Annotated in this window: 19 protein-coding genes and 1 pseudogene; 10 read left to right on the top strand and 10 right to left on the bottom strand. The window is 73.8% G+C overall.

Features of this window, described 5'->3' with window-relative positions; genetic code table 11:
• Positions 1 to 20: 20 nt before the first annotated feature.
• From ACWDCZ_RS09885 to ACWDCZ_RS09865, 5 genes are all read right to left on the bottom strand, one after another.
• Positions 21 to 1,235 (bottom strand): XdhC family protein, encoded by a 1,215-nt coding sequence (locus tag ACWDCZ_RS09885; protein ID WP_449815669.1) that lies wholly within the window; start codon positions 1,233 to 1,235, stop codon positions 21 to 23.
• A gap of 147 nt (positions 1,236 to 1,382) precedes the next feature.
• On the bottom strand, positions 1,383 to 2,882 hold the full coding sequence (locus ACWDCZ_RS09880; RefSeq protein ID WP_449815668.1) for an NCS2 family permease: 1,500 nt from the start codon (positions 2,880 to 2,882) through the stop codon (positions 1,383 to 1,385).
• A gap of 283 nt (positions 2,883 to 3,165) precedes the next feature.
• Positions 3,166 to 5,532, bottom strand: coding sequence for a xanthine dehydrogenase subunit D (gene pucD, locus ACWDCZ_RS09875; RefSeq protein WP_449815667.1), 2,367 nt, complete (start codon positions 5,530 to 5,532; stop codon positions 3,166 to 3,168).
• Positions 5,529 to 6,017, bottom strand: a complete 489-nt coding sequence (locus ACWDCZ_RS09870) for a (2Fe-2S)-binding protein (RefSeq protein WP_049654030.1) — start codon at positions 6,015 to 6,017, stop codon at positions 5,529 to 5,531. Before ACWDCZ_RS09870 ends, pucD begins: the two co-directional genes overlap by 4 nt.
• Positions 6,014 to 6,901: an FAD binding domain-containing protein gene (locus tag ACWDCZ_RS09865; RefSeq protein WP_049654028.1), complete on the bottom strand. Its 888-nt coding sequence runs from the start codon at positions 6,899 to 6,901 to the stop codon at positions 6,014 to 6,016. The genes ACWDCZ_RS09870 and ACWDCZ_RS09865 overlap by 4 nt, the downstream gene beginning before the upstream one ends.
• A gap of 299 nt (positions 6,902 to 7,200) precedes the next feature.
• On the opposite strand from ACWDCZ_RS09865, the gene ACWDCZ_RS09860 reads away from it, so the two are divergent.
• Positions 7,201 to 8,811, top strand: coding sequence for a PucR family transcriptional regulator (locus ACWDCZ_RS09860; RefSeq protein ID WP_074004317.1), 1,611 nt, complete (start codon positions 7,201 to 7,203; stop codon positions 8,809 to 8,811).
• Positions 8,812 to 8,891: 80 nt separating this feature from the next.
• Here ACWDCZ_RS09860 and ACWDCZ_RS09855 read toward each other — a convergent pair whose 3' ends face one another.
• Positions 8,892 to 9,974, bottom strand: a complete 1,083-nt coding sequence (locus ACWDCZ_RS09855; protein WP_241853029.1) for an alpha/beta hydrolase — start codon at positions 9,972 to 9,974, stop codon at positions 8,892 to 8,894.
• 362 nt (positions 9,975 to 10,336) lie between these two features.
• Between ACWDCZ_RS09855 and ACWDCZ_RS09850 the strand changes: the two genes are divergently transcribed.
• The 7 genes from ACWDCZ_RS09850 to ACWDCZ_RS09820 all read left to right on the top strand — a co-directional run bounded on the left by ACWDCZ_RS09850 (position 10,337) and on the right by ACWDCZ_RS09820 (position 18,137).
• Positions 10,337 to 11,356, top strand: coding sequence for a sugar ABC transporter substrate-binding protein (locus ACWDCZ_RS09850; RefSeq protein ID WP_049654482.1), 1,020 nt, complete (start codon positions 10,337 to 10,339; stop codon positions 11,354 to 11,356).
• Complete coding sequence (locus ACWDCZ_RS09845) at positions 11,353 to 12,399, top strand: ABC transporter permease (RefSeq protein WP_449815666.1); 1,047 nt, start codon at positions 11,353 to 11,355, stop codon at positions 12,397 to 12,399. Before ACWDCZ_RS09850 ends, ACWDCZ_RS09845 begins: the two co-directional genes overlap by 4 nt.
• 38 nt (positions 12,400 to 12,437) lie before the next feature.
• Positions 12,438 to 13,340, top strand: a complete 903-nt coding sequence (locus ACWDCZ_RS09840; RefSeq protein WP_234348494.1) for an ATP-binding cassette domain-containing protein — start codon at positions 12,438 to 12,440, stop codon at positions 13,338 to 13,340.
• Positions 13,337 to 14,443, top strand: a complete 1,107-nt coding sequence (locus tag ACWDCZ_RS09835; protein WP_049654486.1) for an ROK family glucokinase — start codon at positions 13,337 to 13,339, stop codon at positions 14,441 to 14,443. The genes ACWDCZ_RS09840 and ACWDCZ_RS09835 overlap by 4 nt, the downstream gene beginning before the upstream one ends.
• 139 nt (positions 14,444 to 14,582) lie before the next feature.
• Complete coding sequence (gene ggt / locus ACWDCZ_RS09830) at positions 14,583 to 16,373, top strand: gamma-glutamyltransferase (protein WP_449815665.1); 1,791 nt, start codon at positions 14,583 to 14,585, stop codon at positions 16,371 to 16,373.
• 87 nt (positions 16,374 to 16,460) lie between these two features.
• Complete coding sequence (locus ACWDCZ_RS09825; RefSeq protein ID WP_049654497.1) at positions 16,461 to 17,303, top strand: exodeoxyribonuclease III; 843 nt, start codon at positions 16,461 to 16,463, stop codon at positions 17,301 to 17,303.
• 210 nt (positions 17,304 to 17,513) lie between these two features.
• The gene (locus ACWDCZ_RS09820; RefSeq protein ID WP_049654489.1) at positions 17,514 to 18,137 is read left to right on the top strand and encodes a hypothetical protein; all 624 of its coding nucleotides are present in this window, start codon (positions 17,514 to 17,516) and stop codon (positions 18,135 to 18,137) included.
• A 108-nt stretch (positions 18,138 to 18,245) separates the two neighbouring features.
• Here ACWDCZ_RS09820 and ACWDCZ_RS09815 read toward each other — a convergent pair whose 3' ends face one another.
• A complete protein-coding gene (locus ACWDCZ_RS09815; RefSeq protein ID WP_449815664.1) occupies positions 18,246 to 18,965 on the bottom strand; it encodes a lysoplasmalogenase in 720 nt (239 codons plus the stop codon).
• Between the two features lie 225 nt (positions 18,966 to 19,190).
• Between ACWDCZ_RS09815 and ACWDCZ_RS09810 the strand changes: the two genes are divergently transcribed.
• The gene (locus tag ACWDCZ_RS09810) at positions 19,191 to 20,951 is read left to right on the top strand and encodes a DUF2398 family protein (protein ID WP_449815663.1); all 1,761 of its coding nucleotides are present in this window, start codon (positions 19,191 to 19,193) and stop codon (positions 20,949 to 20,951) included.
• A 115-nt stretch (positions 20,952 to 21,066) separates the two neighbouring features.
• Here the strand turns inward: ACWDCZ_RS09810 and ACWDCZ_RS09805 are convergent, their stop codons facing one another.
• The 3 genes from ACWDCZ_RS09805 to ACWDCZ_RS09795 all read right to left on the bottom strand — a co-directional run bounded on the left by ACWDCZ_RS09805 (position 21,067) and on the right by ACWDCZ_RS09795 (position 23,552).
• Positions 21,067 to 21,246, bottom strand: coding sequence for a hypothetical protein (locus ACWDCZ_RS09805; RefSeq protein WP_049659792.1), 180 nt, complete (start codon positions 21,244 to 21,246; stop codon positions 21,067 to 21,069).
• A 120-nt stretch (positions 21,247 to 21,366) separates the two neighbouring features.
• Positions 21,367 to 22,998 (bottom strand): BCCT family transporter, encoded by a 1,632-nt coding sequence (locus ACWDCZ_RS09800; RefSeq protein ID WP_049659793.1) that lies wholly within the window; start codon positions 22,996 to 22,998, stop codon positions 21,367 to 21,369.
• Positions 22,999 to 23,132: 134 nt separating this feature from the next.
• Positions 23,133 to 23,552 carry a MerR family transcriptional regulator gene (locus tag ACWDCZ_RS09795; RefSeq protein ID WP_449815662.1) on the bottom strand — a complete coding sequence of 140 codons (420 nt, stop codon included), beginning with the start codon at positions 23,550 to 23,552 and terminating at the stop codon, positions 23,133 to 23,135.
• Between the two features lie 719 nt (positions 23,553 to 24,271).
• On the opposite strand from ACWDCZ_RS09795, the pseudogene ACWDCZ_RS09790 reads away from it, so the two are divergent.
• Positions 24,272 to 24,507: pseudogene (locus ACWDCZ_RS09790) on the top strand (hypothetical protein); the annotation flags it as partial.

The raw sequence follows: 24,507 nt of genomic DNA, 5'->3' as shown, positions 1-24,507 counted from the left end.
GTGCCGGAGCCGCTCCCGGCTCAGGCCGCGTGGGTGCGGGGTGCCGGGCCGTCGGCCGCGCCGCCCCCGTCACCCTCCGTCCCCGTGCGCGACAGGTCGTGGTGGATCGGCCCGTCCGAGGCGCTCAGTGGCAGGCAGCTGCCGCCGCGCCGGTGGGCGACGATCTCGGCGGCGACCGAGACCGCCGTCTCCTCCGGGGTGCGGGAGCCGAGGTCCAGGCCGATCGGGGAGCGCAGCCGGGCCAGTTCGGCCTCGGTGAGCCCCGCCTCGCGGAGCCGGGCGGCGCGGTCCCGGTGGGTGCGGCGCGATCCCATCGCGCCGACGTAGCCGACCGGCAGCCGCAGGGCGCGTTCCAGTAGCGGGATGTCGAACTTGGCGTCGTGGGTGAGCACGCAGAGCACGGTGCGTCCGTCGATCCGGCCGAGTTGGGAGTCCAGGTAGCGGTGCGGCCAGTCGACCACCACCTCGTCGGCCTCCGGGAAGCGGCGGGCGGTGGCGAAGACCGGCCGGGCGTCGCAGACCGTCACGTGGTAGCCGAGGAACTTGCCGATCCGCACCACCGCGGCCGCGAAGTCGATCGCCCCGAACACCAGCATCCGCGGCGCGGGCACGTACGACTCGACGAAGCAGGTGACGGTGCCCCGGCCGTGTTCGTCGCAGGGGCGGCCGTCCAGGCCGAGCACCAGCCGGCCGGTGCGTCCGGCCTCCAGCATCGCCCGGGCCCGCACGACGATCGCCCGCTCCAGGGCGCCGACCGTCGAGGGGGTGGGCGAGAGCGCGCCGGCCACGCCGTCCGCGGTGACCGCCAGGGTGGCCCCGACCAGCCCGCCCGCCCCGCCCGGTCCGGCGATCACCCGGACCAGGGCCACCGGTGTGCCGGCCGCGATGTGCGCGATCCCGGTGTCCAGCCCGGCGTCGGCCCCCGGCACCACCGGCTGGACGAACACGTCCAGGACGCCGCCGCAGGTCAGACCCACCGCGAAGGCGTCCTCGTCGCTGTACCCGAAGCGTTCCAGCACCGGCTCGCCGCTCGCCAGGGCGGCCCGGCACAGCTCGTACACCGCGCCCTCGACGCACCCGCCGGAGACGCTGCCGACCGCCTCGCCGTCCGCGTCCACGGCCAGCGCCGCCCCGGGGTCGCGCGGAGCGCTGCCGGAGACGCCGACCACGGTGGCCACGGCGAAGGAGCGCCCGGACGCGTGCCAGGCCCGCAGCTGCTCGGCGATGTCCTGCATGGGGGAGGCTCCTTACACGGTTTCGACAGTAGCGGGAGACGCCGCCGTACGGGAAACGATCCCGTACGGCGGTGGTGGTGCCCAAGGCGGTCCTGCCCCGAGGCCCTGCCCGAGGCGGGCGCGAACAGGGCGAAGGCGCCCGGGTGCCTAGTGCACGCCCAGCCAGGACTTGACCGGGGTGATCGCGAAGTACACCACGAACACCGCGGTGAGGATCCACATCAGCACCCCGGGCTCGCGCCAGCGCCCCAGCCCGGCCTTGATGACGGTGTACGAGATGACGCCGGCCGCGACGCCCGCGGTGATGCTGTACGTGAACGGCATCAGCACGCAGGTGAGGAAGGCCGGGACGGCCACCTCGCGGTCGGACCAGTCGATGTGCCGGGCCTGGCTCATCATCATCGAGCCGATCACGACCAGGGCGGCCGAGGCGACCTCGACCGGGACGATCCCGGCGATCGGCGAGAAGAACAGCATCAGCGCGAACAGGGCGCCGGTGACGGTGGAGGCGAGTCCGGTGCGGGCGCCGTCGCCGACGCCGGTGGCGGACTCGACGAAGACGGTCTGCCCGGAGGCGCCCGCCAGGCCGCCGACCGCGCCGCCCGCGCCGTCGATGAACAGCGCCTTGGACAGTCCGGGCATCCGGCCGCGCCGGTCGGCCAGTCCGGCTTCGGTGCCGACGCCGATGATGGTGGCCATCGCGTCGAAGAAGCCGGCCAGCACCAGGGTGAACACCGCGACCGAGGCGCTGATCGCGCCCATGCCGTGGCCGCCGAACGCGCCGAACAGGTCGACGTGGCCGAACAGGCCGAAGTCCGGTGCGGAGACGGGGCTGCCGGGCCAGACCGGCACCGAGTTCCGCCAGGCCCCGGCGGGCACGTGGGCGGCCCGGTTGACGATCACCGCGAGCACGGTGCCGCCGGCGATGCCGAGCAGGATCGCGCCGCGGACGCCGCGCGCCATCAGCACGAAGATCGCCAGCAGGGTGACGCAGAAGACCAGCACCGGCCAGCCGGACAGCTCGCCGGTCGGGCCGAGCGAGAGCGGGGTGGGGCCGCCGGTGTGCATGAACCCGGCCTTGTAGAGGCCGATCACCGTGACGAACAGGCCGATGCCGATGGTGATGGCGTGCTTGAGCGGCAGCGGGATGCCGTTCATGATCCGCTCGCGCAGCCCGGAGACGACCAGCAGCACGATCAGCAGGCCGTAGATCACGCACAGGCCCATGGCCTGTGCCCAGGTGGTGTGCGGGACGACCAGCGCGGAGACCGCGCCGGAGACGGAGAGCCCGGCGGCGAGGGCGAGCGGCACGTTGCCGACCAGGCCCATCAGGACGGTGGTGACGGCGGCGGCCAGCGCGGTGGCGGTGGTCAGCGCGGCGGGGTCCAGTTTGGCGCCGGTGGCGTCCGCGCCGCTCAGGATGAGCGGGTTGAGCAGGATGATGTACGCCATCGCCATGAAGGTGGTGACCCCACCGCGCAGTTCGTTGGCGAGGGTCGATCCCCGGGCCGAGATCTTGAAGTAGGCGTCCAGTGCGCCGGTGGGGCGTGGGGTGTCCGGGGGCGACGTGCCGGGTTCGTTCCCGGCGGGTCCGTCCTCGGCGGGTCTGTCTTCGGTGGTGCCGGGCTCCGTGGGGATCCTGGTCATGTCCATCCCAAGTGTCAAAGGGGGTTGGGGTGGGCGAGCCGACCTGACCGCCGGTCAACGAAGCGGCGTAGGGGGACGTATCGACTCACGGGGGCACTCATGAGCAGCGGGGGAGTGCCCGCGGTGCATCAGAGGGTGTGGTGCATCAGAGGGTGGTGCGCACCGCTGCGGGCCCCGGCGTGGGCAGGGCAGCGGGTGTACGGGGACGCCTCCGGGCAGTGGGGGCGTCCCCCGGGGCGGCGGGGAAGACGGTCGCCGCCCCGGGGAGGACGAACTCGGGCCGTCAGAGCGGCCGTTCGGTGGTCAGGTGCTCCGGCCGGACCGGGATCCGGTTGAGCGCCAGCCCGGTGGCGTTGCGGATGGCGGCCACGATGGACGGCGTCGCCGAGACGGTCGGCGCCTCGCCGACCCCGCGCAGCCCGTACGGGGCGTTGGGGTCGGGCAGTTCGAGCACCTCCACCGGGATCGGCGGGGTGTCCAGGATGGTGGGGATCAGGTAGTCGGTGAAGGAGGCGTTGCGCACCTTGCCCTCCCGCACGATGATCTCCTCCATCACCGCGAGCCCCAGCGCCTGGGTGCAGCCGCCCTGGATCTGGCCGACCACGGAGAGCGGGTTGAGCGCCTTGCCGACGTCCTGGACGGCGGTGAGCTCGACCACCTTGACCAGGCCCAGCTCCACGTCCACGTCCACCACCGCGCGGTTGGCGCAGAAGGTGTACTGGACGTGGCCGAAGCCCTGGCCGGTCTCCTTGTCGAAGGCCTGGGTGGGCCGGTGGTGGTGCTCGCGGGTCTGCTCGACGGCCTCGTCGCCGAGCAGGTCGACGATGGAGACCAGCGCGCCGGCGCTCTTCGACACCACCTTGCCGTCGGCCAGCACCAGGTCGTCGTGGGTCCAGCCGTAGCGACGGCGCCCCTTGTCGAACAGCTCCCGGCGGACCGCCTCGGCGGCCAGCTTCACCGCCCCGCCGGTCATGTACGTCTGGCGCGAGGCGGAGGTCGAACCGGCCGACCCCACCTCGGTGTTGGCCGGGTGGATGGTGACCTGCTCGACGCCCAGCTCGGTGCGGGCGATCTGGGCGTGCACGGTGACGCCGCCTTGGCCGACCTCGGCCGCCGCGGTGTGCACCATGGCGACGGGCTCGCCGCCGATCACCTCCAGTCGCACCCGGGCGGTGGAGTAGTCGTCGAAGCCCTCGGAGAAGCCGACGTTCTTGATGCCGACCGAGTAGCCGACGCCGCGGACGATCCCCTCGCCGTGCGAGGTGTTGGACAGCGCGCCGGGCAGCCGGCGCACGTCCAGGTGCTCGGTGTCCAGCGGCGGCGGCAGCGGCATCTCCTTGGCCCGCCGCAGCAGTTCGGCCACCGGTGCGGGGGAGTCGATCTGCTGGCCGGTGGGCATGAAGTCGCCCTCGGACATCGCGTTGAGCTGCCGCAGTTCCACCGGGTCCATGCCCAGGGCGGCGGCCAGCTTGTCCATCTGCGACTCGTAGCCGAACGCCGCCTGCACCGCGCCGAAGCCGCGCATCGCCCCGCAGGACGGGTTGTTGCTGTACAGCGCGATGGCGTGCATCCGCACGTTGGGGATCACGTACGGGCCGTGCCCGAGCGAGGCCGCGTTGCCGACCACGGCGGGGGAGGCGGAGGCGTACGCGCCGCCGTCCAGCACGATCCGGCAGTCGGCGTAGACCAGCCGGCCGTCCCGGGTGGCGCCGTGCTCGTAGTGCATCCGCGCCGGGTGGCGGTGGACGTGGCCGAAGAAGGACTCGTCCCGGGAGTAGACGATCTTGACCGGCTTGCCGGTGTGCTGGGCCAGCAGGCAGGCGTGGATCTGCATCGACAGGTCCTCGCGGCCGCCGAACGCGCCGCCCACGCCGGCCAGGGTCAGCCGGACCTTCTCCTCCGGCAGGTCCAGCACCGGCGCCATCTGCTGGCGGTCGACGTGCAGCCACTGGGTGGCGATGTAGAGGTCGATGCCGCCGTCCTCGGCGGGCACCGCGAGGCCGGACTCCGGGCCGAGGAAGGCCTGGTCCTGCATGCCGACCTCGTAGTCGCCGCTGACGACCACGTCCGCCAGCGCCCGCACCTCGTCGGTCACGCCGCGGCCGGAGACCAGCCGCTGCTCGTGGCAGATGTTGCCGTACGCGTGGGACTTGTACTCGTGCGGCTCGTGCACGTACCCGTACGTCTCCGGGTCGAGGCACTGCTCCTCGGTGACGATCGGGGTGAGCACCTCGTACTCGACCGCGATCTTCTTCACCGCCCGGCGGGCCGTCTCCGGGTGGTCGGCGGCGACCAGCGCGATCGCCTCGCCGTGGTAGCGGATCCGGTCGATGGCCAGGGCCGGCTGGTCCTGGATCTCCAGGCCGTAGTACTTCGAGCCGGGGATGTCCTCGTGCGTCAGCACCGCGTACACCCCGGGCACCTTGAGCGCCTCGGAGACGTCCACCGACAGGATGTTCGCCCGGGGGTGCGGCGAGCGCAGCGCCGTGCCCCAGAGCATGTCCTCGTGCCACAGGTCGGAGGAGTAGGCGAACTCGCCCCGGACCTTCAGGTTGCCGTCCGGGCGCAGCGGTGAGCCGCCGATGCCGTCCTTGGCCGCCTGGTTGATGTTCTGCAGGTTCTTCTGCCCCTGGATGGTCCGCGCGCTCATGCCGCGCCCTCCGTCCCCGCGCACGTGCGGGCCGAGGCCAGCCGCACCGCGTCCATGATCTTCTCGTAGCCGGTGCAGCGGCACAGGTTGCCGGACAGCGCCTCGCGGATGTCGTCGTCGCTCGGCTGCGGGTCCTCGGCCAGCAGCGCGTCGGTCTGCACCAGCAGGCCGGGGGTGCAGAAGCCGCACTGGACGGCGCCGGCGTCGACGAACGCCTGCTGGACCAGGCCCAGTTCGCCGTCCTCCGTGCCCAGGCCCTCGACCGTGCGCACCTCGCGGTCCTGCACCTGGCCGGCCGCGACCAGGCAGGAGCAGACCGGGAGGCCGTCCAGGTAGACCGTGCAGGAGCCGCACTCGCCCTGCTCGCAGGCGTTCTTCGAGCCGGGCAGGCCGACCCGCTCGCGCAGCACGTACAGCAGGCTCTCGCCCTCCCACACGTCGTCGGCCTCGACGGGCCTGCCGTTGGCGGTGAAAGTGACCTTCATGCCGCGCTCCTGATCTGCTTGCCGTAGTCGTTCCAGGTCCAGGTGAGGGTGCGGCGGGCCATCACGGCGAGCGCGTGCCGGCGGTAGTCGGCGGTGCCGCGGACGTCGTCGATCGGCGAGGCCGCGGCCTTCACCAGCTCGCCGAAGCGCTGGACCACCTCGGCGCCCAGCAGCTCCCCGGACTCCCACAGCCCGCGCTCGGCGAGCACGCCCTGGAGGTACTCCTCGGCCTCGACGGCGCGGCGCGGTGTGGGGGCGGCCGAACCGATGCCGGTGCCGACGGTCCCGTTCCGCGGGTGCAGGGCGAAGCCGAACGCGCAGACCGCGATCACCATGGCGTTGCGGGTGCCGATCTTCGAGAACTGCTGCGGCCCGTCCGCCACCGGGATGAGCACGGCCCGGATCAGCTCGTCGGCCTCCAGCAGGTTGCGCTTCACCCCGACGTAGAAGTCGTCGATCGGGATCAGCCGGGTGCCGCGCACCGAGGCCGCCTCGACGAACACGTCCCGCCCGGCCGCGAGCAGCGCCGGGTGCGAGTCGCCGGCCGGGGAGGCCGCGCCGAGGTTGCCGCCGACGCTGCCGCGGTTGCGGATCTGCGGCGAGCCGACGGTGTGGGCCGCCAGGGCCAGCCCGGGCAGCGGACCGGACAGCTCCGCGATGATCCGGGCGTACGGGACCGCGGCGCCGAGCCTCACCACCTCGCCGTCGTTCGACCATTCGGCGAGTTCGGTGATGCGGTTCAGGTCGAGAATCGCGGATGGCCGGTGCACGTCGAAGTTCAGCTCGACCATGACGTCCGTGCCGCCCGAAACGGGCAGCGCGGTCGGGTACTCGGCCTTCGCCGCGAGTGCCTCGTCCCAGGTGGCGGGCCGAAGGAACTCCATGCGGGTGTCTCCTCAAGTCGTCGCCCGCCGGGTGCCCGGCGGCGTGTCGCCCAGTGAACCGCCGCGACGCGGCCCGCTGGCAGTCACCGATGGCATGAAGCCCCGGCTGTGAGCCCGCCCGGCATCCTGTACGTTCCTCTAAGGAGGAGAACCTCGCAGCCCAGGTGTCCGCCGGGTGCTACCTACGACCGTAATCCGGCCGTGACGCGCGGGCTACGGACCCGGGCGGACGCCCGGCCGGACTGGCCCTATCGTTACCCCTTCACCCTCCCCCCAAGCCCCCGTTAAGGAGTCCGCGGATGCGCGTCCGTGACCTGCTCGCCCCCGGCGCCCCGCGACTGCGCCTGCTCGCGGCCGAGGAAGAGCTGGACCGGCAGGTCAGCGGCGTGATGACGACGGACCTCCAGGACCCGGGCCGCTACCTGCACGGCGGCGAACTGGTGCTCACCGGCATGCTCTGGCGCACCGTCCCGGCCGACTCCGAGCGCTTCGTCCGCACCCTCGCGGCCGGCGGCGCGGTGGCCCTGGCGGCCGGCGAGGCCGAGGTCGGCCCGGTGCCCGAGGACCTGGTCGAGGCCTGCCGCCGACACCGGATGCCGCTGCTCGCCGTCCCCGACGACATCGCCTTCGGCACCGTCACCGAGTTCATCGGCCGCCAGGTCTCCGCCGACCGCGCCGCCGACCTCGCCGCCCTGGTCGACCGGCACCGCCTGCTGGTCTCGGCGGCCGGCGGCGGCGGACTGGACGCGGTGCTCGACCTGCTCGGCGGCGACCTCGACCTGGACTGCTGGGTGCTCACCCCGACCGGCGCGGTGATCGCCGGCCCCGCCGACCGGCTCTCCGCCCAGGACCGCGACCAGCTGGTCCGCGCCCACCTCGCCGCCCAGCGCCAGCGCCGCCGCCCCCCGCACCGGGCCCGACTGGCCGCCGGCTCCTTCTCGCTGCTGCCCGCCCCGGCCTCCGCCGAGCACGACGAGCCGCCGGCCGGCGGCGGCCTGCTGGCCGACTGGGTGCTCGCGGTGGCCGGCGACGTCACCGAGTGGACCACCAAGCGCCAGCAGCTCGCCGAGAACCTGGCCCGGCTGGTCGCCGCCGAGCGCCACCGCCGCGACGAGGGCCGCCGGCTGCGCCGCCGCCTCGCCGACGAACTGCTCGCCCTGCTGCGCCGCGACGCCGACCCGGCCGAGGTCGGCCGCGCCCTGTACGCCTCCTCGGCGATGGCCGCCCGCTACGAGGGCCCCGGGGCCAAGTCCCAGGCGGAGGACGGCTCCTGGCTGGTGCTCAGCGCCGAGGGCACCGGCCTGCCGGAGGGCGCCGTACGGGCGGTGCTGGAGGAGGCGCTCGGCGGCGCCTCCGACCGCGCCCTGGTCGCCGGGACGGGCACCGGCGCCGTGGTGGTGCTGCCCGTCCTGGACGCCCCGGTGCCCGCCGACGCCCTGCGCGAACTGCTCGCCCCGCTGGAGGCCGGGCTCGGCTCGGAGGGCCGGATCACCCTCGGCGTCTCCGCCCCCGCGGCCGGGGCCGGCGGCCTGCGCGGCGCCCTGGAGGAGGCCCGGCACGCCCGCCGGATCGCCGCCTCCCGGGTCGGCCGGGTCTGCGTCGCGGGCCCCGAGGAGCTCGCCTCGCACGTCCTGCTGCTGGCCGCCGTCCCGGACGAGGTGCGCCGGGCCTTCCGCAGCCGGCTGCTGGACACGGTGATCGCGTACGACATCGAGCACCAGGCGGACCTGGTCCGCACCCTGGAGGCCTTCCTGCGCTCGGACGGCTCCTGGACCCGCTGCGCCGCCCAGCTGCACGTCCACGTGAACACCCTGCGGTACCGGATCGGCCGGATCGAGGAGCTGACCGGGCGTGACCTCTCCCGGCTGGAGGACCGGGTGGACTTCTACCTGGCGCTGGAGCTGGCCTGACGCCGCGTCCGGACAAGCGGAAGGGCCCGCCGCGACCTCGGTCGCGGCGGGCCCTTCCCGTACGGTTCGCTGCCGCCGGCCTACTGGACCGGGATGACCGAGGTCAGCCACTGGAAGGCGGCCGGGACCATCTTCTTCCACTGCTCGGTGGTGTGCGGGCCGGTGCCCTCCTCGACCTGGACGGTGGTCGGGGCCTTGGCCGCGGCGCGGATCGCCTCGCCGTCCTCGTAGCCGTCGCCCTTGGAGCCGCTGACCAGCAGGGCGACCTTCGGCGGCTGCGGGGCGGTCTTCAGGATGTTGACCGGGTTGTTGGCCTCGCGCAGCTTGGCGTCCTTGCCGACCAGGGAGTCCGGCTCCTGGGCCGGGTCGTTGTAGCCGGACATCGCGATGGCGGCCCGGTACCGGTTGGGGTGGGCCAGCGACAGCTTGGCCGCGCAGTGCGCGCCGGCCGAGTAGCCGGCGATCGCCCAGCGGTCCGCGGACGGGTCCGCGCGGAAGTTGTCCAGCACCATCTGCGGGACGTCGCGGGTGACCCAGGCGTCGGCGTTGATCTTGCCGGGGATGTCGGTGCAGCCGGCGTCCTGGTTGTTCAGCAGCTTCGTGCGGGGCGAGACCAGGATGAACGGGGCGACCTTGCCCTGCTGCATCAGCGGCTTGAGCTGCTCGGAGACCTTGAGGGTGCCGTACCAGGTGGAGGAGGAGCCGGGGTAGCCCGGGATCAGCTCGACCACGGGGAACTTCTTGTCCTTGAACGCCGGGTCGTTGTACTGCGGCGGCAGCCAGACCAGCACCTCGCCGTCGACCCCGGACACCTGGCCCTTGAGCTCGGTCCGCTGCACGTCGTTCGGGACGAGCGGGTCGTTCACGCCGCCGAAGCTCTGCTTGACCTTCTGCGGCTCCTTGGCGGGCTCGGCGCCCTGGCCGCCGGCGGCGGCCGCGGCCGGGTCGACCGGTGCCACCACGGGCACCGCGCGGACGTGGTTGCCGGTGCCGAGCAGGTCGTCCCAGTTGCCGTAGATCAGGTTGGCGTTGTTGACCATCACGAAGACCATCAGGACGGCCGTGACCTGGCAGAACATGATCATGACGATCCGGGTGAGGTAGCGTACCGGCTGCGGGCCGCCGACCTTCCCCCAGAACAGCAACGCCACTGTGATGGACACCGGCACCAGGATGACGGTGAGGAGGAAGAATGGCGTACCTGTCAGTTCCATCGAGTTCTCGTATCCGGGTCGCACGCCGCCCGGGGCCCACTCGCCCGAACGCACGTCAATGGCATCAGACGGCGATGGACCGGTGATCGGTTGCCGTCCGAATCTGTGCGGAACCTGAGAGGAACATCACTTTCTTGTGATGAACCGCCTTCGGATCGGCGCCTAGTCTGCCACCCGAACGGACGTCGTCCGGACCAGATGTTCAGCGAACTACCAGGAAAGGTCCCCCGGGGCACCTTACCTCCCAGGCCGTTCGCGCTGCCGGGCGAGGCGGTGCGATACCGCGCGGCACGGGCAGGGAGACTATGGGGATGAGCATCACCCGCTTTCGCCCGTCCCACCGCCTCTGGCCCGCGTGTGCCGTCCTGGCACTCGCGGTCGCCGTGGCCGGTTGCAGCAGTACTGGAGGCAGACGCGCCGAGGAGGCCCGCGCCAAGGCCGCGGCCACCGGCGGCGGCGCCGTCTCGACTCCGCGCTGGAAGGTCGCCATGGTGACCCACGCCGGAGCCGGCGACGCCTTCTGGGACACTGTGCGCAAGGGCGCCGAGCAGGCCGCCGCCAAGGACAACATCACCTTCCTGTACTCCAACGACGCGCAGACCCAGAACCAGGTCCAGCTCGTCCAGGCCGCCATCGACCAGAAGGTCGACGGCCTGCTGGTCACCCTCGCCAAGGGCGACGCCATGGCGGACGTCCTCGGCAAGGCCAAGGCCGCCGGCATCCCCGTGATCACGATCAACTCCGGCCAGGAGTACTCGCAGAAGTTCGGCGCGCTGACCCACATCGGTCAGGACGAGTCCACCGCCGGTCAGGCGGCCGGTACCGAGCTGGCCTCGCGCGGCCGCAAGAACGTGCTCTGCGTGATCCACGAGCAGGGCAACGTCGGCCAGGAGCAGCGCTGCTCCGGCGCCCAGTCCAAGTCCGGCGGAGCCTTCCAGGTGCTCTACGTCAACGGCGTCGACATGCCCGACGCCCGCGCCGCGATCTCCGCCAAGCTGCAGGCCGACCCGTCCATCGACACCGTGCTGACCCTCTCCGGCCCGATGGCCGCCACCGGCCTCCAGGCCGTCCAGGACGCCCACCGCACCGTCGAGCTGGACACCTTCGACCTGGGCACGCAGGTGGTGTCCGGGCTCAAGTCCGGCAGCGTCGGCTTCGCCGTCGACCAGCAGCCCTACCTCCAGGGCTACACCGGCGTCGACCTGGTCTGGCTGTACAAGTACAACCTGAACATGCTCGGCGGCGGCAAGCCCGTCGAGACCGGTCCGCAGATCCTGACCAAGGACAACGCCGACGCGCTCGCCGAGTACGTCGCGAGGGGGACCAGGTGAGCACCCCCGACCTCCTCGCCCACGACGGCCTGGTCGACGGCCGTCCGGCGGCCCTGCGGCGGCTCCTCGCCCGCCCCGAGCTGGGCTCGCTGATCGCCGCCGTCGCGGTCTTCACGGTCTTCGCCGTCGCCGCCGAACCGTTCCTGCGGGTCTCCTCGCTGGGCACCGTGCTGTACGCGGCCTCCACCATCGGGATCATGGCGGTGCCGGTCTCGCTGCTGATGATCGGCGGCGAGTTCGACCTGTCGGCCGGCGTGCTGGTCACCACCGCCGCGCTGACCTCCTCGATGGTCTCGTACCAGTTCACCGCGGTGACCTGGGTCGGCGTGCTGGTCTCGCTGGCGACCACGCTGGCCATCGGCGGGTTCAACGGCTGGATGCTCGGCCGCACCAGGCTGCCCAGCTTCATCGTCACGCTCGGCACCTTCCTGATGCTGACCGGCGCCAACCTGGGCGTCACCAAGGCGATCTCCGGCACCGTCTCCACCAAGTCGATCTCCGACATGGAGGGCTTCGCCGCCTGCCGCTGGCTGTTCGCCTCCGAGGTGACCGTCGGCGGGCTGACCGTCAAGGCCACCGTCTGGTGGTGGCTCGGCCTGCTCGTGGTCGGCAGCTGGGTGCTGCTGCGCACCCGCTTCGGCAACTGGATCTTCGCGGTCGGCGGCGACGCGGACGCGGCCCGCGCGGTCGGCGTGCCGGTCGCCCGGACGAAGACCCTGCTGTACCTGGGCGTCGGCTTCGGCGCCTGGGTGCTCGGCCAGCACCTGCTGTTCTCCTTCGACACCGTGCAGTCCGGCGAGGGCGTCGGCAACGAGCTGATCTACATCGTCGCGGCGGTCATCGGCGGCTGCCTGATCACCGGCGGCTACGGCTCGGTGGTCGGCTCCGCGCTCGGCGCGCTGATCTTCGGCATGGCCAGCAAGGGGATCATCTACGCCCAGTGGAACCCGGACTGGTTCAAGTTCTTCCTCGGCGCGATGCTGCTGCTGGCCGCGCTGCTGAACGCCTACGTCAAGCGCCGGGCCGAGCGGGGGCCGCGATGAACACGGACCTCACGGGGGCCGCGACGAACACGGAAGCCATGGGTACCGAACTGCTCTCCCTCGACGGCGTCGGCAAGAGCTACGGCACCGTCCGGGCGCTCCAGGACGTCTCGCTGACCCTGCGGGCCGGCGAGATCAGCTGCGTGCTCGGCGACAACGGGGCCGGCAAGTCCACCCTGATCAAGATCATCTCCGGGCTGCACCAGCACGACGAGGGCACCGTCACCGTCGGCGGCGAGGCGGTCCGCTTCGACTCCCCGCGCCAGGCCCTGGACCGCGGCATCGCCACCGTCTACCAGGACCTCGCGGTCGTCCCGCTGATGCCGGTCTGGCGCAACTTCTTCCTCGGCTCCGAGCAGGGCATGCGCCGCTGGGGCGGCCTGCGGCTGGACGCCGAGGGGATGCGCGCCACCACCCGCGACGCGCTCGCGCGGATGGGCATCGACCTGTACGACGTCGACCGGCCGATCGGCACCCTCTCCGGCGGGCAGCGCCAGTGCGTGGCGATCGCCCGCGCGGTGCACTTCGGCGCCAAGGTGCTGATCCTGGACGAGCCCACCGCCGCGCTCGGCGTCAAGCAGTCCGGGGTGGTGCTCAAGTACGTCACCGCCGCCCGCGACGCCGGGCTCGGGGTCGTGCTGATCACCCACAACCCGCACCACGCGTACCTGGTCGGCGACCACTTCACCCTGCTCCGGCGGGGCCGGATGGCGGGCAGCCATCCGCGTGCCGAGATCAGCCTCGAACAGCTCACCACCGAGATGGCCGGCGGCTCCGACCTCGCCGAGCTCTCGCACGAGCTGGCCCGACCGTCGCTCTCCGACCCCCGTGGCTCCGCCCCCGGCGGCTCCGGCACCGGACTCCCCGGTGGCGGAGAATCGGCTTCCGGAGAATCCGACCCCCGAGAACCCGACACCCGTGAGGAGCGTCCGCAGCCGTGACCGGCTCCCAAGGCAGCACCCGGCCACCCGTCCTGCCGACCCTGCTCGGCCTCGGCCCGCGCGCCGAGCGTCGCCGCCGCGCCCTGCCCGCCGGGATACTGCGGCTGCCCACGATCGGTGTCGACATCGGCGGCACCAAGGTGGTCGCCGGGGTGGTGGACGGCGAGGGCAAGGTGCTGGAGAAGCTGCGCACGGACACGCCGCACAAGAGCAAGAGCCCCAAGGTGGTCGAGGACGTCATCGTCGAGCTGGTGCTCCAGCTCGCCGACCGGCACGACGTCCACGCCGTGGGCATCGGCGCGGCCGGCTGGGTCGACGCCGACCGCTCCAAGGTGCTGTTCGCCCCGCACCTCAACTGGCGCAACGAGCCGCTCCGGGAGGCGCTCAGCGAGCGGCTGCGGTTCCCGGTGATCGTGGAGAACGACGCCAACGCGGCCGCCTGGGCCGAGTGGCGCTTCGGCGCCGGGCGCGGCGAGGACCACATGGTGATGCTCACCCTGGGCACCGGCATCGGCGGCGCGGTGGTCCGGGACGGCTACGTGGACCGCGGCAAGTACGGCCTGGCGGGCGAGTTCGGGCACATGCAGGTGCTGCCCGGCGGCCACCGCTGCCCGTGCGGCAACCGGGGCTGCTGGGAGCAGTACTCCTCCGGCAACGCCCTGGTGCGCGACGCGCGCGAGCTGGTCGCCGAGGAGTCGCCGGTGGTGCAGCCGCTGCTGGCCCGGGCGGGCGGCACGGTCGAGGGCATCACCGGGCCGCTGGTCACCGAGGCCGCCCAGGAGGGCGACCCGGTCGCGACCGAGCTGCTCTACGAGGTCGGCACCTGGCTCGGCGTCGGCATCGCCAACCTGGCCGCCGCGCTGGACCCGGGCCGCTTCGTGATCGGCGGCGGGGTCTCCGAGGCCGGTGACCTGCTGCTCGGTCCGGCCCGGGACACCTTCCGCCGCACCCTCACCGGGCGCGGGTTCCGCCCGGAGGCCGCCATCGTGCACGCCGCCCTCGGCAACGAGGCCGGCCTGGTCGGCGCGGCCGACCTGGCCCGGCAGGTGGCGCGGCGCTTCCGCACGATCAAGCGGCGGCGGGTGGAGCGCAGCGCGCTGTAGCGGGGTGGGGGCGCCTGCCGGCTGTTCTCCTGGCGCCCCCGCCCGCCCCGCCAACTACCCGTTGGTAGCGGCGCGGTGTGGTTGTCGGATCATCCCTCCTGTGGAACAACTGAGTTGACGCAGACTCAGGAGGATTCGGATGAGGGCTCTGACCCGTCTCGCACCACCACTGCTGCTCGCCACCGCGCTGGTCTGGTCCGGCGTCGGACCGGCCGGCGCCGCGACCCCGCCGACGAAGGCGCCCGAGGCGGTGGGCCGGGGCGGAGCGGTCGCCACCGTCGACGCCGACGCCACCGCCGCCGGCATCGAGGTGCTGCGCAAGGGCGGCAACGCGGTGGACGCGGCCGTTGCCGCCGCCGCGGCCCTCGGAGTCACCGAGCCGTACTCCTCCGGCATCGGCGGCGGCGGGTACTTCGTCTACTACGACCACGCCACCGGCCGGGTGCACACCATCGACGGCCGGGAGACGGCCGGGCGCACCGCCGACAGCGGCCTGTTCCTGGAGGACGGCAAACCGCTGGCCTTCGCCGACGCCGTCACCAGCGGCCTGTCCGTCGGAATCCCCGGCACCCCCGCCACCTGGGACGCCGCACTGCGCAAGTGGGGCACCCGCTCGCTCGCCCAGAACCTCGAACCGGCCGAGCGGATCGCCGACCACGGCTTCGTCGTCGACGACACCTTCCGCGGCCAGACCGCCGACAACTACGCCCGGTTCAAGGACTTCCCGGCCACCGCCGCGCTCTACCTGCCGAACGGCAAGCCCCCCGAGACCGGCAGCGTGCTGCGCAACCCCGACCTCGCCGCCACCTACCGGCTGCTCGCCAAGGACGGCGTCAAGGCCTTCTACCAGGGCGAGTTGGCCAAGGACATCGCCAACACCGTGCAGCACCCGCCGGTCGACCCGGCGTCCGGCCGCACCGCCCGCCCCGGCAGGGTCGGCACCACCGACCTCGCCGACTACCGGGTCCGCGACCAGGCGCCCACCCACGTCTCCCACGGCGCCTACGACGTCTACGCGATGGCCCCCTCCAGCTCCGGCGGCACCACCGTCGGCGAGGCGCTCAACATCCTGGAGGACGGCGGCGACGTCTCCACGTACAGCGGCACCCAGTACTACCACCACTTCCTGGAGGCCTCCCGGATCTCCTTCGCCGACCGCAACCGCTGGGTCGGCGACCCGGCCTTCAGCGACGTCCCCACCAGGGAACTGCTCTCCGAGCGCTACGCCGCCTCCCGGGCCTGCCTGATCAGCCCGGACCACGCGCTGACCAGCCCGCTCGCCCCCGGCGACCCGCGCCACCCGGCCCCCTGCGCCGACACCGGCCAGGCCGTCCCCGAACCGTACGAGGGCCCCAACACCACCCACCTGACGGTCGCCGACCGCTGGGGCAACATCGTCTCCTACACGCTCACCATCGAGCAGACCGGCGGCAGCGGCATCACCGTCCCCGGCCGGGGCTTCCTGCTCAACAACGAGCTGACCGACTTCGACTTCACCCCGCTCGCCCCGGGCGTCCCCGACCCCAACCTGCCGGGCCCGGGCAAGCGGCCGCGCTCCTCGATGTCCCCGACGGTCGTGCTGCGCGACGGCGAGCCGCTGCTGGCCACCGGCAGCCCCGGCGGCGCGACCATCATCACCACCACCCTCCAGGTGCTGCTCGGCCGGCTCGACCGGGGCCTGAGCCTGGAGCAGGCCATCGCCGCCCCGCGCGCCAGCCAGCGCAACAGCGCCACCACCCAGGCCGAGCCCGCCTTCCTGGCACTGCCCGAGCGGGCCGCGCTGGAGGGCCTCGGACACAGTTTCGTCAACGGCGGCGAGATCGGTGCCGCCACCGGCGTGGAACGGCTGCCGGACGGCCGCTGGGTGGCCGCCGCCGAGCCGGTGCGGCGCGGCGGCGGCTCGGCTGCGGTGGTCCGGCCCGCGGGCTGACCGGGCCGGCCTGTCGGTGCCGGGCGGTATGTTCGGGGTGGGCCTCCCGCACGAGGGGCGGCCCACCCCGTCCGTATGCCCGACTGCATGTCCGTCCGCACCGAACCACCGGGAAGGCCGCCCGCCGTGACCGTCCGCATCGCCACCTGGAACATCAACTCCGTCACCGCGCGGCTGCCCAAGCTCCTGGAGTGGCTGGAGAGCGCCAAGCCCGACGTGCTCTGCCTCCAGGAGCTCAAGTGCGCGGCCGACGCCTTCCCGTACGAGGCGGTCCGCGAGCTCGGCTACGAGACGGCCGCGCACGGCAACGGCCGCTGGAACGGCGTCGCGATCGTCTCCCGGATCGGCCTGGACGACGTCGTGCGCGGCCTCCCCGACCAGCCCGGCTACTTCGCCGACGGCGCCCTGCTGCCCGAGGTCGAGCCGCGCGCCATCGCCGCCACCTGCGGCCCGGTCCGGGTCTGGTCGGTCTACGTGCCGAACGGCCGCGAGGTCGGCCACGCGCACTACCAGTACAAGCTGGAGTGGCTGGAGGCGCTGCGCAAGGCCGCCACCGAGGACGCCGCCGGCCCCCGCCCGTTCGCCGTCCTCGGGGACTTCAACATCGCCCCGACCGACGACGACGTCTTCGACGCCGCCGCCTTCGAGGGCCTCACCCACGTCACCCCGGTCGAGCGCGCCGCACTGGCGGCCCTCGACGGGATCGGCCTCCAGGACGTGCTGCCCCGCCCGCTCAAGTACGACCACCCGTACACCTACTGGGACTACCGCCAGCTGGCCTTCCCCAAGAACCGGGGCATGCGGATCGACCTCACCTACGCCAACAAGCCCTTCGTCGAGGCCGTCACCGACAGCTACGTGGACCGCGAGGCCCGCAAGGGCAAGGGCACCTCGGACCACGCGCCGGTCGTGGTGGACCTCGACCTCTGAGCCGCACCGCGTGAGCGCCACTCCGCGTGAGCGCCACGGCTGAGCCCCGCCGCGGGCGTCACGACGGGTCACAGGTCGTAACCCGAACGGTCGTGAGCGCTGGCCGAGCGTGGGGCGCGTCCCTACCGTCGGTGAATGACCGGGTGCAGTTGCTCGACCACGTGGACATGGGAGTCCCCGGCTGCGCCCGAGAATCCCGGAGGTTCCGGTATGCGCCCCATGCGTACGGCCGCCGCCGCCCTGATCGGCGCGACGGCGCTGACCGGCCTGACGGCCCCCCTCGCATCCGCCAGGGACGGTTCCGCGTCGGTCAGCCCGTCCCAGGCCGCACCGGGCCAGACCGTGACGGTCACGGTCTCCTGCGAGAAGTCGGACAAGCCCGACGCCAAGACCATCACCGCCCGCTCCGCCGCCTTCGAGGGAGGCCCGGCGACCCTCACCCTGGGCCCCGACGGCAAGCACAGCGGCTCCGCCCGGCTGGCCGGCCAGCACGCCGGGGACAGCAAGGTCGACGGCACCTGCCCGGACGGCGGGGCCTTCGCCACCAGCGTCACGGTCACCACCGTGGCCGTGCCCGACAGGGGCGGCGACAAGGGCGGCGACAAGAACCCCCAGAAGAACCCGGGTCTCGGCGAGTGGGGCGAGGCCGCGGGGGAGTGGGCTGGTTCGCTCGGGCAGTCCGGCGCCGGCAACCAGCAGGTCGCCCCGCACGGCGCCGTGCAGACCGGCCTCGGTGGCTCGGTCGCGGCGAACCCGGGGGAGCTGGCCGGCGGCCTCGCGCTGGTCGCGGGCGGTGTCGGCGGCTTCTGGCTGCTGCGGAGGCGCGGTGCCTGAAGGCCTCGCGCCCCACTGCGCCCCTGCGCCGCGCCGCTGGATCCCGACGGGATCGGCGGCGCGGCGGCGTGTCGGGACGGCGTGCCGGTTCTCCGGTTCTCCGGTGCGTCAGGCGGTCCGCGGTTCGGCGCCCTCGCGGTGCAGCCGGTCCTGGTGCCGGAGGGTGCCGTCGGCCAGCAGGTACTGGGCCAGCACATAGGTCGCCATGATCCAGAACTGATGGCCCGGCAGCTCCCGCCACTTCGCCAGCTGGGTGGCGATCAGCGTGTCGGAGAGCAGGAACAGCGCCCCGCCCAGCCCGGTCCGCCAGCCCAGCCCAACCGAGGTGACGGCCGTCGACGCGAGCAGCAGGCTGTAGCCGGCCACCGGGACGCGCAGGTCCCCGAGGTCCGGCCAGAGCTGCCCGACCAGGGCCACCCAGGCCGTCGCGTACGCGGCCGCGACCACCAGGGCCCGGCGGCGGTCGGTGAGCGCGCCGCGCTGGACGAACATCGTCACGTAGCAGACGTGCGCCGCCGCGAACGAGCCCATGCCCGCGAGGAACGCGGGGTCGTTCTTCAGCTGGAGCAGCACGTCGCCGCCCGCGCTCAGCAGCAGCGCCGGTGCCAGCAGCTTCGGCGCCTCCCGCCCGGCCTTCGCGGCCGCCGCCACGCTGTGCGCGGCCAGCAGCGGCATCAAGGCCGGCTTGGTGGCGTTCTGGAGCACCGAGGCGCCGGAGGCGATCGCGCCCAGGTGCGCCGCCGAGGTGGCCGCGAAGCCGCCCAGCAGGCCGGTGGCCGAGCGCAGGCGCGCCCCGAGGCCGACGCGGGTGGTGGTACGGACGGTCATGCGTGCGCCTCTCGGTGATCCGCTGCTTCGGACCGACCCTAGAGGAGCCGGACCGGCGGTGGAAGGGTCGGTTACCGGTGCGTAACCCGGGCGGGGTGCGGCGGATGACGGGGCGGCCGGTGAGCGGAGCGCGGGCGGCCGCTTCGAGGGCTCTTGCGGAGAGTTCCTCAGGAGGGCGGTTGCTGCGGTCGGGTGGCCCGGGCACCGTCTAGTCTGGACCCCGACATGGATCAGCAGGACTACGCGGTCGGCGCCACCCGGGTGGCCGCCGGCAGGCCGGACGGACGCACGGGCGGGGCAGGGCGGGGAACCGCCGCCGCCGTCCTCGCCGTACGCGAAGCCGGTCCCGAGGCTGGTCCCGACGCCGGTGGTGCCTCCGGGTCCGACGCGGGCCGCTCCTCCGGTCCCGCTGACAGGACGCCGGGGGCGGCCATGGGGAGCGGTGCTGACGGCCCGCAGGCGTCGGCCGCTCCGGCCGTCGACACGACGCTCTCGCCCGACCCGGGGCTGCTGCGCCTGGCCCACTGGTTCGCCGCCGCCACCCCCGGCACCGCCGACGACCTCTGCACCGCCTCCTTCGGCCTCTACCCCGCCCGCCACCTCGGCACCGCCGCCGAGCCCGCCGCCGATCCCGGCGTCAGCTGGTGGCACGGCCCCACCGCGCACTTGGCCACGCCCGTACGCCCCCGCGAGGACCGCACCGAGGGCGGACTGCGCCGCGCCCGGCGCGACGACGCCGCCCTGCCCGTCGTCCGGTCGGGGGCCAAGACGGGCCGGCCGGGCCGGCACCGCAGGCCCGAACGCACGCGGGTGGCACCGCCCACCGGCGTGGCGCAGGATCGTTCCGGCGAGGAGCTCCCGGCGGCCGAACGCCGAATCGCCGCCCGGCTGTTGCTCGCCCACCCGCTGGTCACCGCCTCCGGCCCGCACGCCGACGGCTTCCCGCTGATCCGCCGTCACCGCGACTGGCTCGCCGAGCGCTTCGACACCCTGCTCGGCTACCGCCTCGTGGTCGGCCCCTGGCACGCCCGGCTCTGCAAGGCCGGCCTGGGCCCCGGCGCCGCGCGCCGCCTCGAACACCCCGTCACCGGCACTCCGTTCACCCCGGCCGGGTACGCCCAACTCGCCCTCGCGCTAGCCCTGTTGGTCGACGCCCCGGAGGAGCTCGGCTACCGGCGGCTGCTCGACGCGATGAACACCGCCGCCCCCGAACTCACCGCCGAACCGACCGACCTCGCCATGGCGCTGGCCGCGCTGGCCGGCTGGCAGGTGCTCGGCGAGCTGCCGGCCGAGGGCCCGGCCGACGACTCCTTCGTGCTGACCGTGGACCGCGAACTCGCCCGGGCCGTCCCGGCCGGCCCGCCCGCCCTCGCCGACGACGCCGCCGACCTGATCCGCCGCGCCGCCGAGGCCGAGCCCGCCACCGCCGTCCGCCGCCTGCTCGCCGAGACGCCCGCCGTCCTGGCCGCCGACCTCCCCGAGGAGCACCGCGCCTGGCTGGACGAGCACCGGCTCAGCGGCCCGGCGGCGCTCGCCGAGTTCCTCGGACTGGAGGCCGAACTGCGGGCCGAGGGCGTCGCGCTGCTCGACCCGGCCGCCGAACTCACCGACCTCGCCCTCCCCGGCGGGGGCACCCTCACCCAGGCCGCCCTGCTGCTGGTCGAGCGCCTGGTCGAGGAGGTCCGCCCGCTGCCCGACGAGCCGGTGGCCGGCGACGTCCCGATCCCGGACGCGCTGATAGACGGTGTCCTCGGCGACATCGCGGACGAGTTCGGCCTCCCCGCCCGCTACCTCGCCGACCGCACCGCCCTGCGGCGGGACGCCCTCGACGTGCTCCACCGCCTCGCCCTGATCACCCCCACCCCCCACCCCACCCGCCCCCCGGCCTGGCGCCTGCGCCCCCCGGCCGCGCGCTACGCCCCGGCCCCCGACCTCCACCCCACCCCCGGCACCGGCCGCCACTCCCGCCCCGGACAGCCGGCGTAGCGGACCGCCGCCGTGGCGGCGGCGCCCACCGCGCCGCCCCGGCTCCGCCGCCGGTGAGCGGAAAGCAAGAAGCACCGGGCCCGGAACGGGACCGCGGTGCTGGGTGGAGCAGGGGCTACTTGCTGGCGGAGGCGCTCGCGAGGGGGCCGTGTTCGACGGTTTCCACGGTGGCGCCGACGCCCAGGGTGCCGAGGGCGATGGAGGTGAGTACGGCGGTGACGGCGAGCAGCCGGCGGTGCCGTTGGGGCAGGGGGAAGCGCGGTTCCTGGTAGGGCGCCTGAGGGCTGGCGTTCATGACAGGGAGGTTTCCAGGGCGGCGTGAACGGTCGGTACGTGCGGGTGAAGTCCGGACGGGGGTTGGGCGTCGGTTGGCCGCGTACGCCCCACCCGTCACCGGGCGAGGCGTACGCGCAGGTCAGCGGCGTGTGCCCGACTCGCCGACGACCTCCCGGACGGCGTCCCGCAGGCCGTGCGGAGGGTGGAAGCGGGCGGGGGCGGCGGCCGGGTCCTCGCGGAGCTCCTTCACCAGCGAGACGCACAGCAGCAGCATCACGACCACGAACGGCAGCGCGACCAGGATCGTCGCGTTCTGGAGCGCGGTGAGCCCGCCGGCTAGCAGCAGGGCCGCCGCGACCCCGCCCATCAGCACGCCCCAGACCACCACCAGCCAGGTGCGCGGGTGCAGCGAGCCCCGGCTGGAGAGCGAGCCCAGCACCAGCGAGGCCGAGTCGGCGCTGGTGATGAAGAAGGTCATCACCAGCAGCACCGCGACCACGCTGGTCACCGAGCCGAGCGGCAGCGCGCGCAGCATCTCGAACAGCGAGGCCTCCGGGCCCTGCGGGATGGTCGCGACCAGGTCGGCCGCGCCGGTGGTGGACAGCCGGATCGCGGTGCCGCCCATCACGCAGAACCAGATGACCGTGGCCCCGCTGGGCACCAGCAGCACGCCGAGCAGGAACTGCCGGATGGTGCGGCCGCGCGAGATCCGCGCGATGAAGGTGCCGACGAAGGGCGCCCAGGAGAGCCACCAGGCCCAGTAGAAGATCGTCCAGGAGCCGAGCCAGCTCTCGTCGGTGAAGGCGCCGGTCTGGGTGGACATCCCGAGCAGGTCGGAGAGGTAGCCGCCGACCGAGGAGGGGATCGCGTCCAGGGCGAACACCGTCGGGCCGACCACGAAGACGAAGACCATGATCAGCGAGGCCAGCACGACGTTCGCCGTGGAGAGCCACTTCACGCCCTTGTGCACCCCGGAGAACGCGGAGACCACGAACGCGGCCGTCAGCGAGCCGATGATGATCAGCTGGGCGTTCTGGGTGTTGCGGACGGAGGTGATGTAGCCGAGCCCGTCGGCGACCTGGAGCGCGCCGAGGCCGAGGCTGGTCGCGGAGCCGAAGACGGTGGCGAACACGGCCAGCAGGTCGATCGTCCGCCCGGCCCAGCCGTCCGCGCCGCGCTGGCCGATCAGCGGGACGAAGGCGGCGGAGACCCGGTTGCCCCGGCCCTTGCGGAAGGTGGTGTAGGCGAGGGCCAGGCCGCCGACCGCGTAGATCGCCCACGGGTGCAGGGTCCAGTGGAAGAGCGAGAACTCCAGGGCCTGCTGGGCGGCGGCCGCGCTCTGCGGCTCCAGGCCGGAGCCCGGCTGCGGGGTGGCGAAGAGCTGGAGCGGCTCGCCGACGCCGTAGAACATCAGGCCGATGCCCATCCCGGCGCTGAACATCATGGCGATCCAGGCGAGGGTGGAGAACTCGGGCTCGTCGTCGTCGCGGCCGAGCCGGATCCGGCCGAAGCGGCTGAACGCGAGCAGCACGCTGAGCGCCAGGAAGACGTCGGCGGCCACCACGAACAGCCAGCCGAAGTTGTGCAGCACCCAGCCGAGCGCGGTGTCGGAGGTGCGGCCGAGCGAGTCCTCGGCGAAGACGCCCCAGGCGACCACCGCCAGGACCAGGACGGCGCCGATGCCGAACACCGCCCGGTCGGCCGGAAGGGTCGCGGCGGGTTCGTCGGGCTCCTCCACGGGCTGGTCGGACTGGGGCGGCTGGCTGCTCATCGGATGGACCCCTCGACATACTCGGCGTGCGTCGGCACGCTCGGATTCAAGCTGTATGTCGCACTATGTCCAGTCCGCTCCGTGAGCGGAGGGACGGCGCGCCGGGGAAGCGCGGGGTCGGGACCTACGTCCCGTCAGGCCGCCTGCTCCTCGCCGTAGTCGTGCCGGTGCTCGGGCCCGTGCTGCCGTCCGTGGTCGGGCCCGGAGTCGCGCGCGGTGGCGAGGTAGTGGGAGAGCGCCCGGCGGCTGCGGCTGAGGTCCTCGATCCGGGAGTCCAGGTCGGCGAGTTCGCCGCGCAGGATGGCGAGCAGCTCCGGGCAGGCCTCCAGGACGGGGACCGGACCGGTGGCGCAGGGCAGCAGCTCGGCGATCACCCGGGTGCTCAGACCGGCCGCGAGCAGGCTGCGGACCTGCCACACCCGGACGGTGTCCTCCTCGCCGTACTCGCGGTAGCCGGCCGCCGTGCGGTCCGGCTGGAGCAGGCCCTGTTCCTCGTAGTAGCGGAGCAGGCGGGTGGACACCCCGGTCAGGCGGGCGAGTTCTCCGATGCGCATGACCGGGCGAACGCCGCCGCCTGCCGGGGTGTTCCCCCGGGAGGCTCGGCTCCTGAGGAACTCCGGCAGTACGTCGCGCAGTTCGGGCAGCGCCCCGGCCACCGGCAGGCGCCCGCAGGTGAGTTCGGCCAGGCGCGCGCCGGGGATCAGCCCGGCCGGCGACCAGGGTGGGGACGCCTGTCGCGGCCGGTTCGGCGCGGACGTCGGTCCGGGCGGCGGGCCGGAACCGCTGCCGGAAGCCGTCCGGCACCGGGGACTTGGGATGTTCCCGCAGCGGGGCGAGCTCGTCCGGCCGGTCGGCCAGGTCGATGAACAGCTCGGAGAGCGTCCGCCACCGGGCCGGGCCCCGGCCACGCCGGCGAGCAGTGGCAGCGAGCGGACCCGCCCGGGGCGGCGGGTGGCGATCCGGACGGCGACGGCGGCGCCGAGCGGGTATCCGGCCAGATCGAAGGTGTCCGGGCGCTGACCCCGGCCCCGTGGGCGAGCGGCGGTTCCGGGCCGGGACCCCGGACGATCCGGGCGGGCGGGGTGGCTGACATGGGGTGCTCCGCTGCGGGGCGGGGTTTCGCCGACACAATGGGAACGGTAGGAGTCCACACCGGTGAGTAGGTCAGACCGGGGAGCGGAAGCCCGTCCAGGACGGCCCGCGGGCCCCGGCGGCGGCCGCGGTCGCGCGCTGCGCCGAAACCGACCACGCTGAAACGGAAGGAACGCCGTTCATGGACGACGAGGTCCGCACCCCGAACGAAGCAGTCCCGACGCCGGCCGATCCGACGCCCGCCGACCGGAGGCAGACCGACCGGAGGCAGGCCGATCGGAGCAGGGCCGACCGGAGGCGGGCCGAGCCGACGCGGGCCGCCCGGGACGGCGCGCGTGCCGACGGCGTGGACCGCTGGACGCTGCTGCGGGCGGCCTCCGCCGCCGGGGCGCTCGCCGCGCCGGTCCCGGCCGCGCC

This window comes from Kitasatospora sp. NPDC001225, assembly GCF_053597855.1.
The sequence above is the reverse complement of the archived record's forward strand: the minus strand, read 5'-3'. Positions and strand labels throughout refer to the sequence as shown.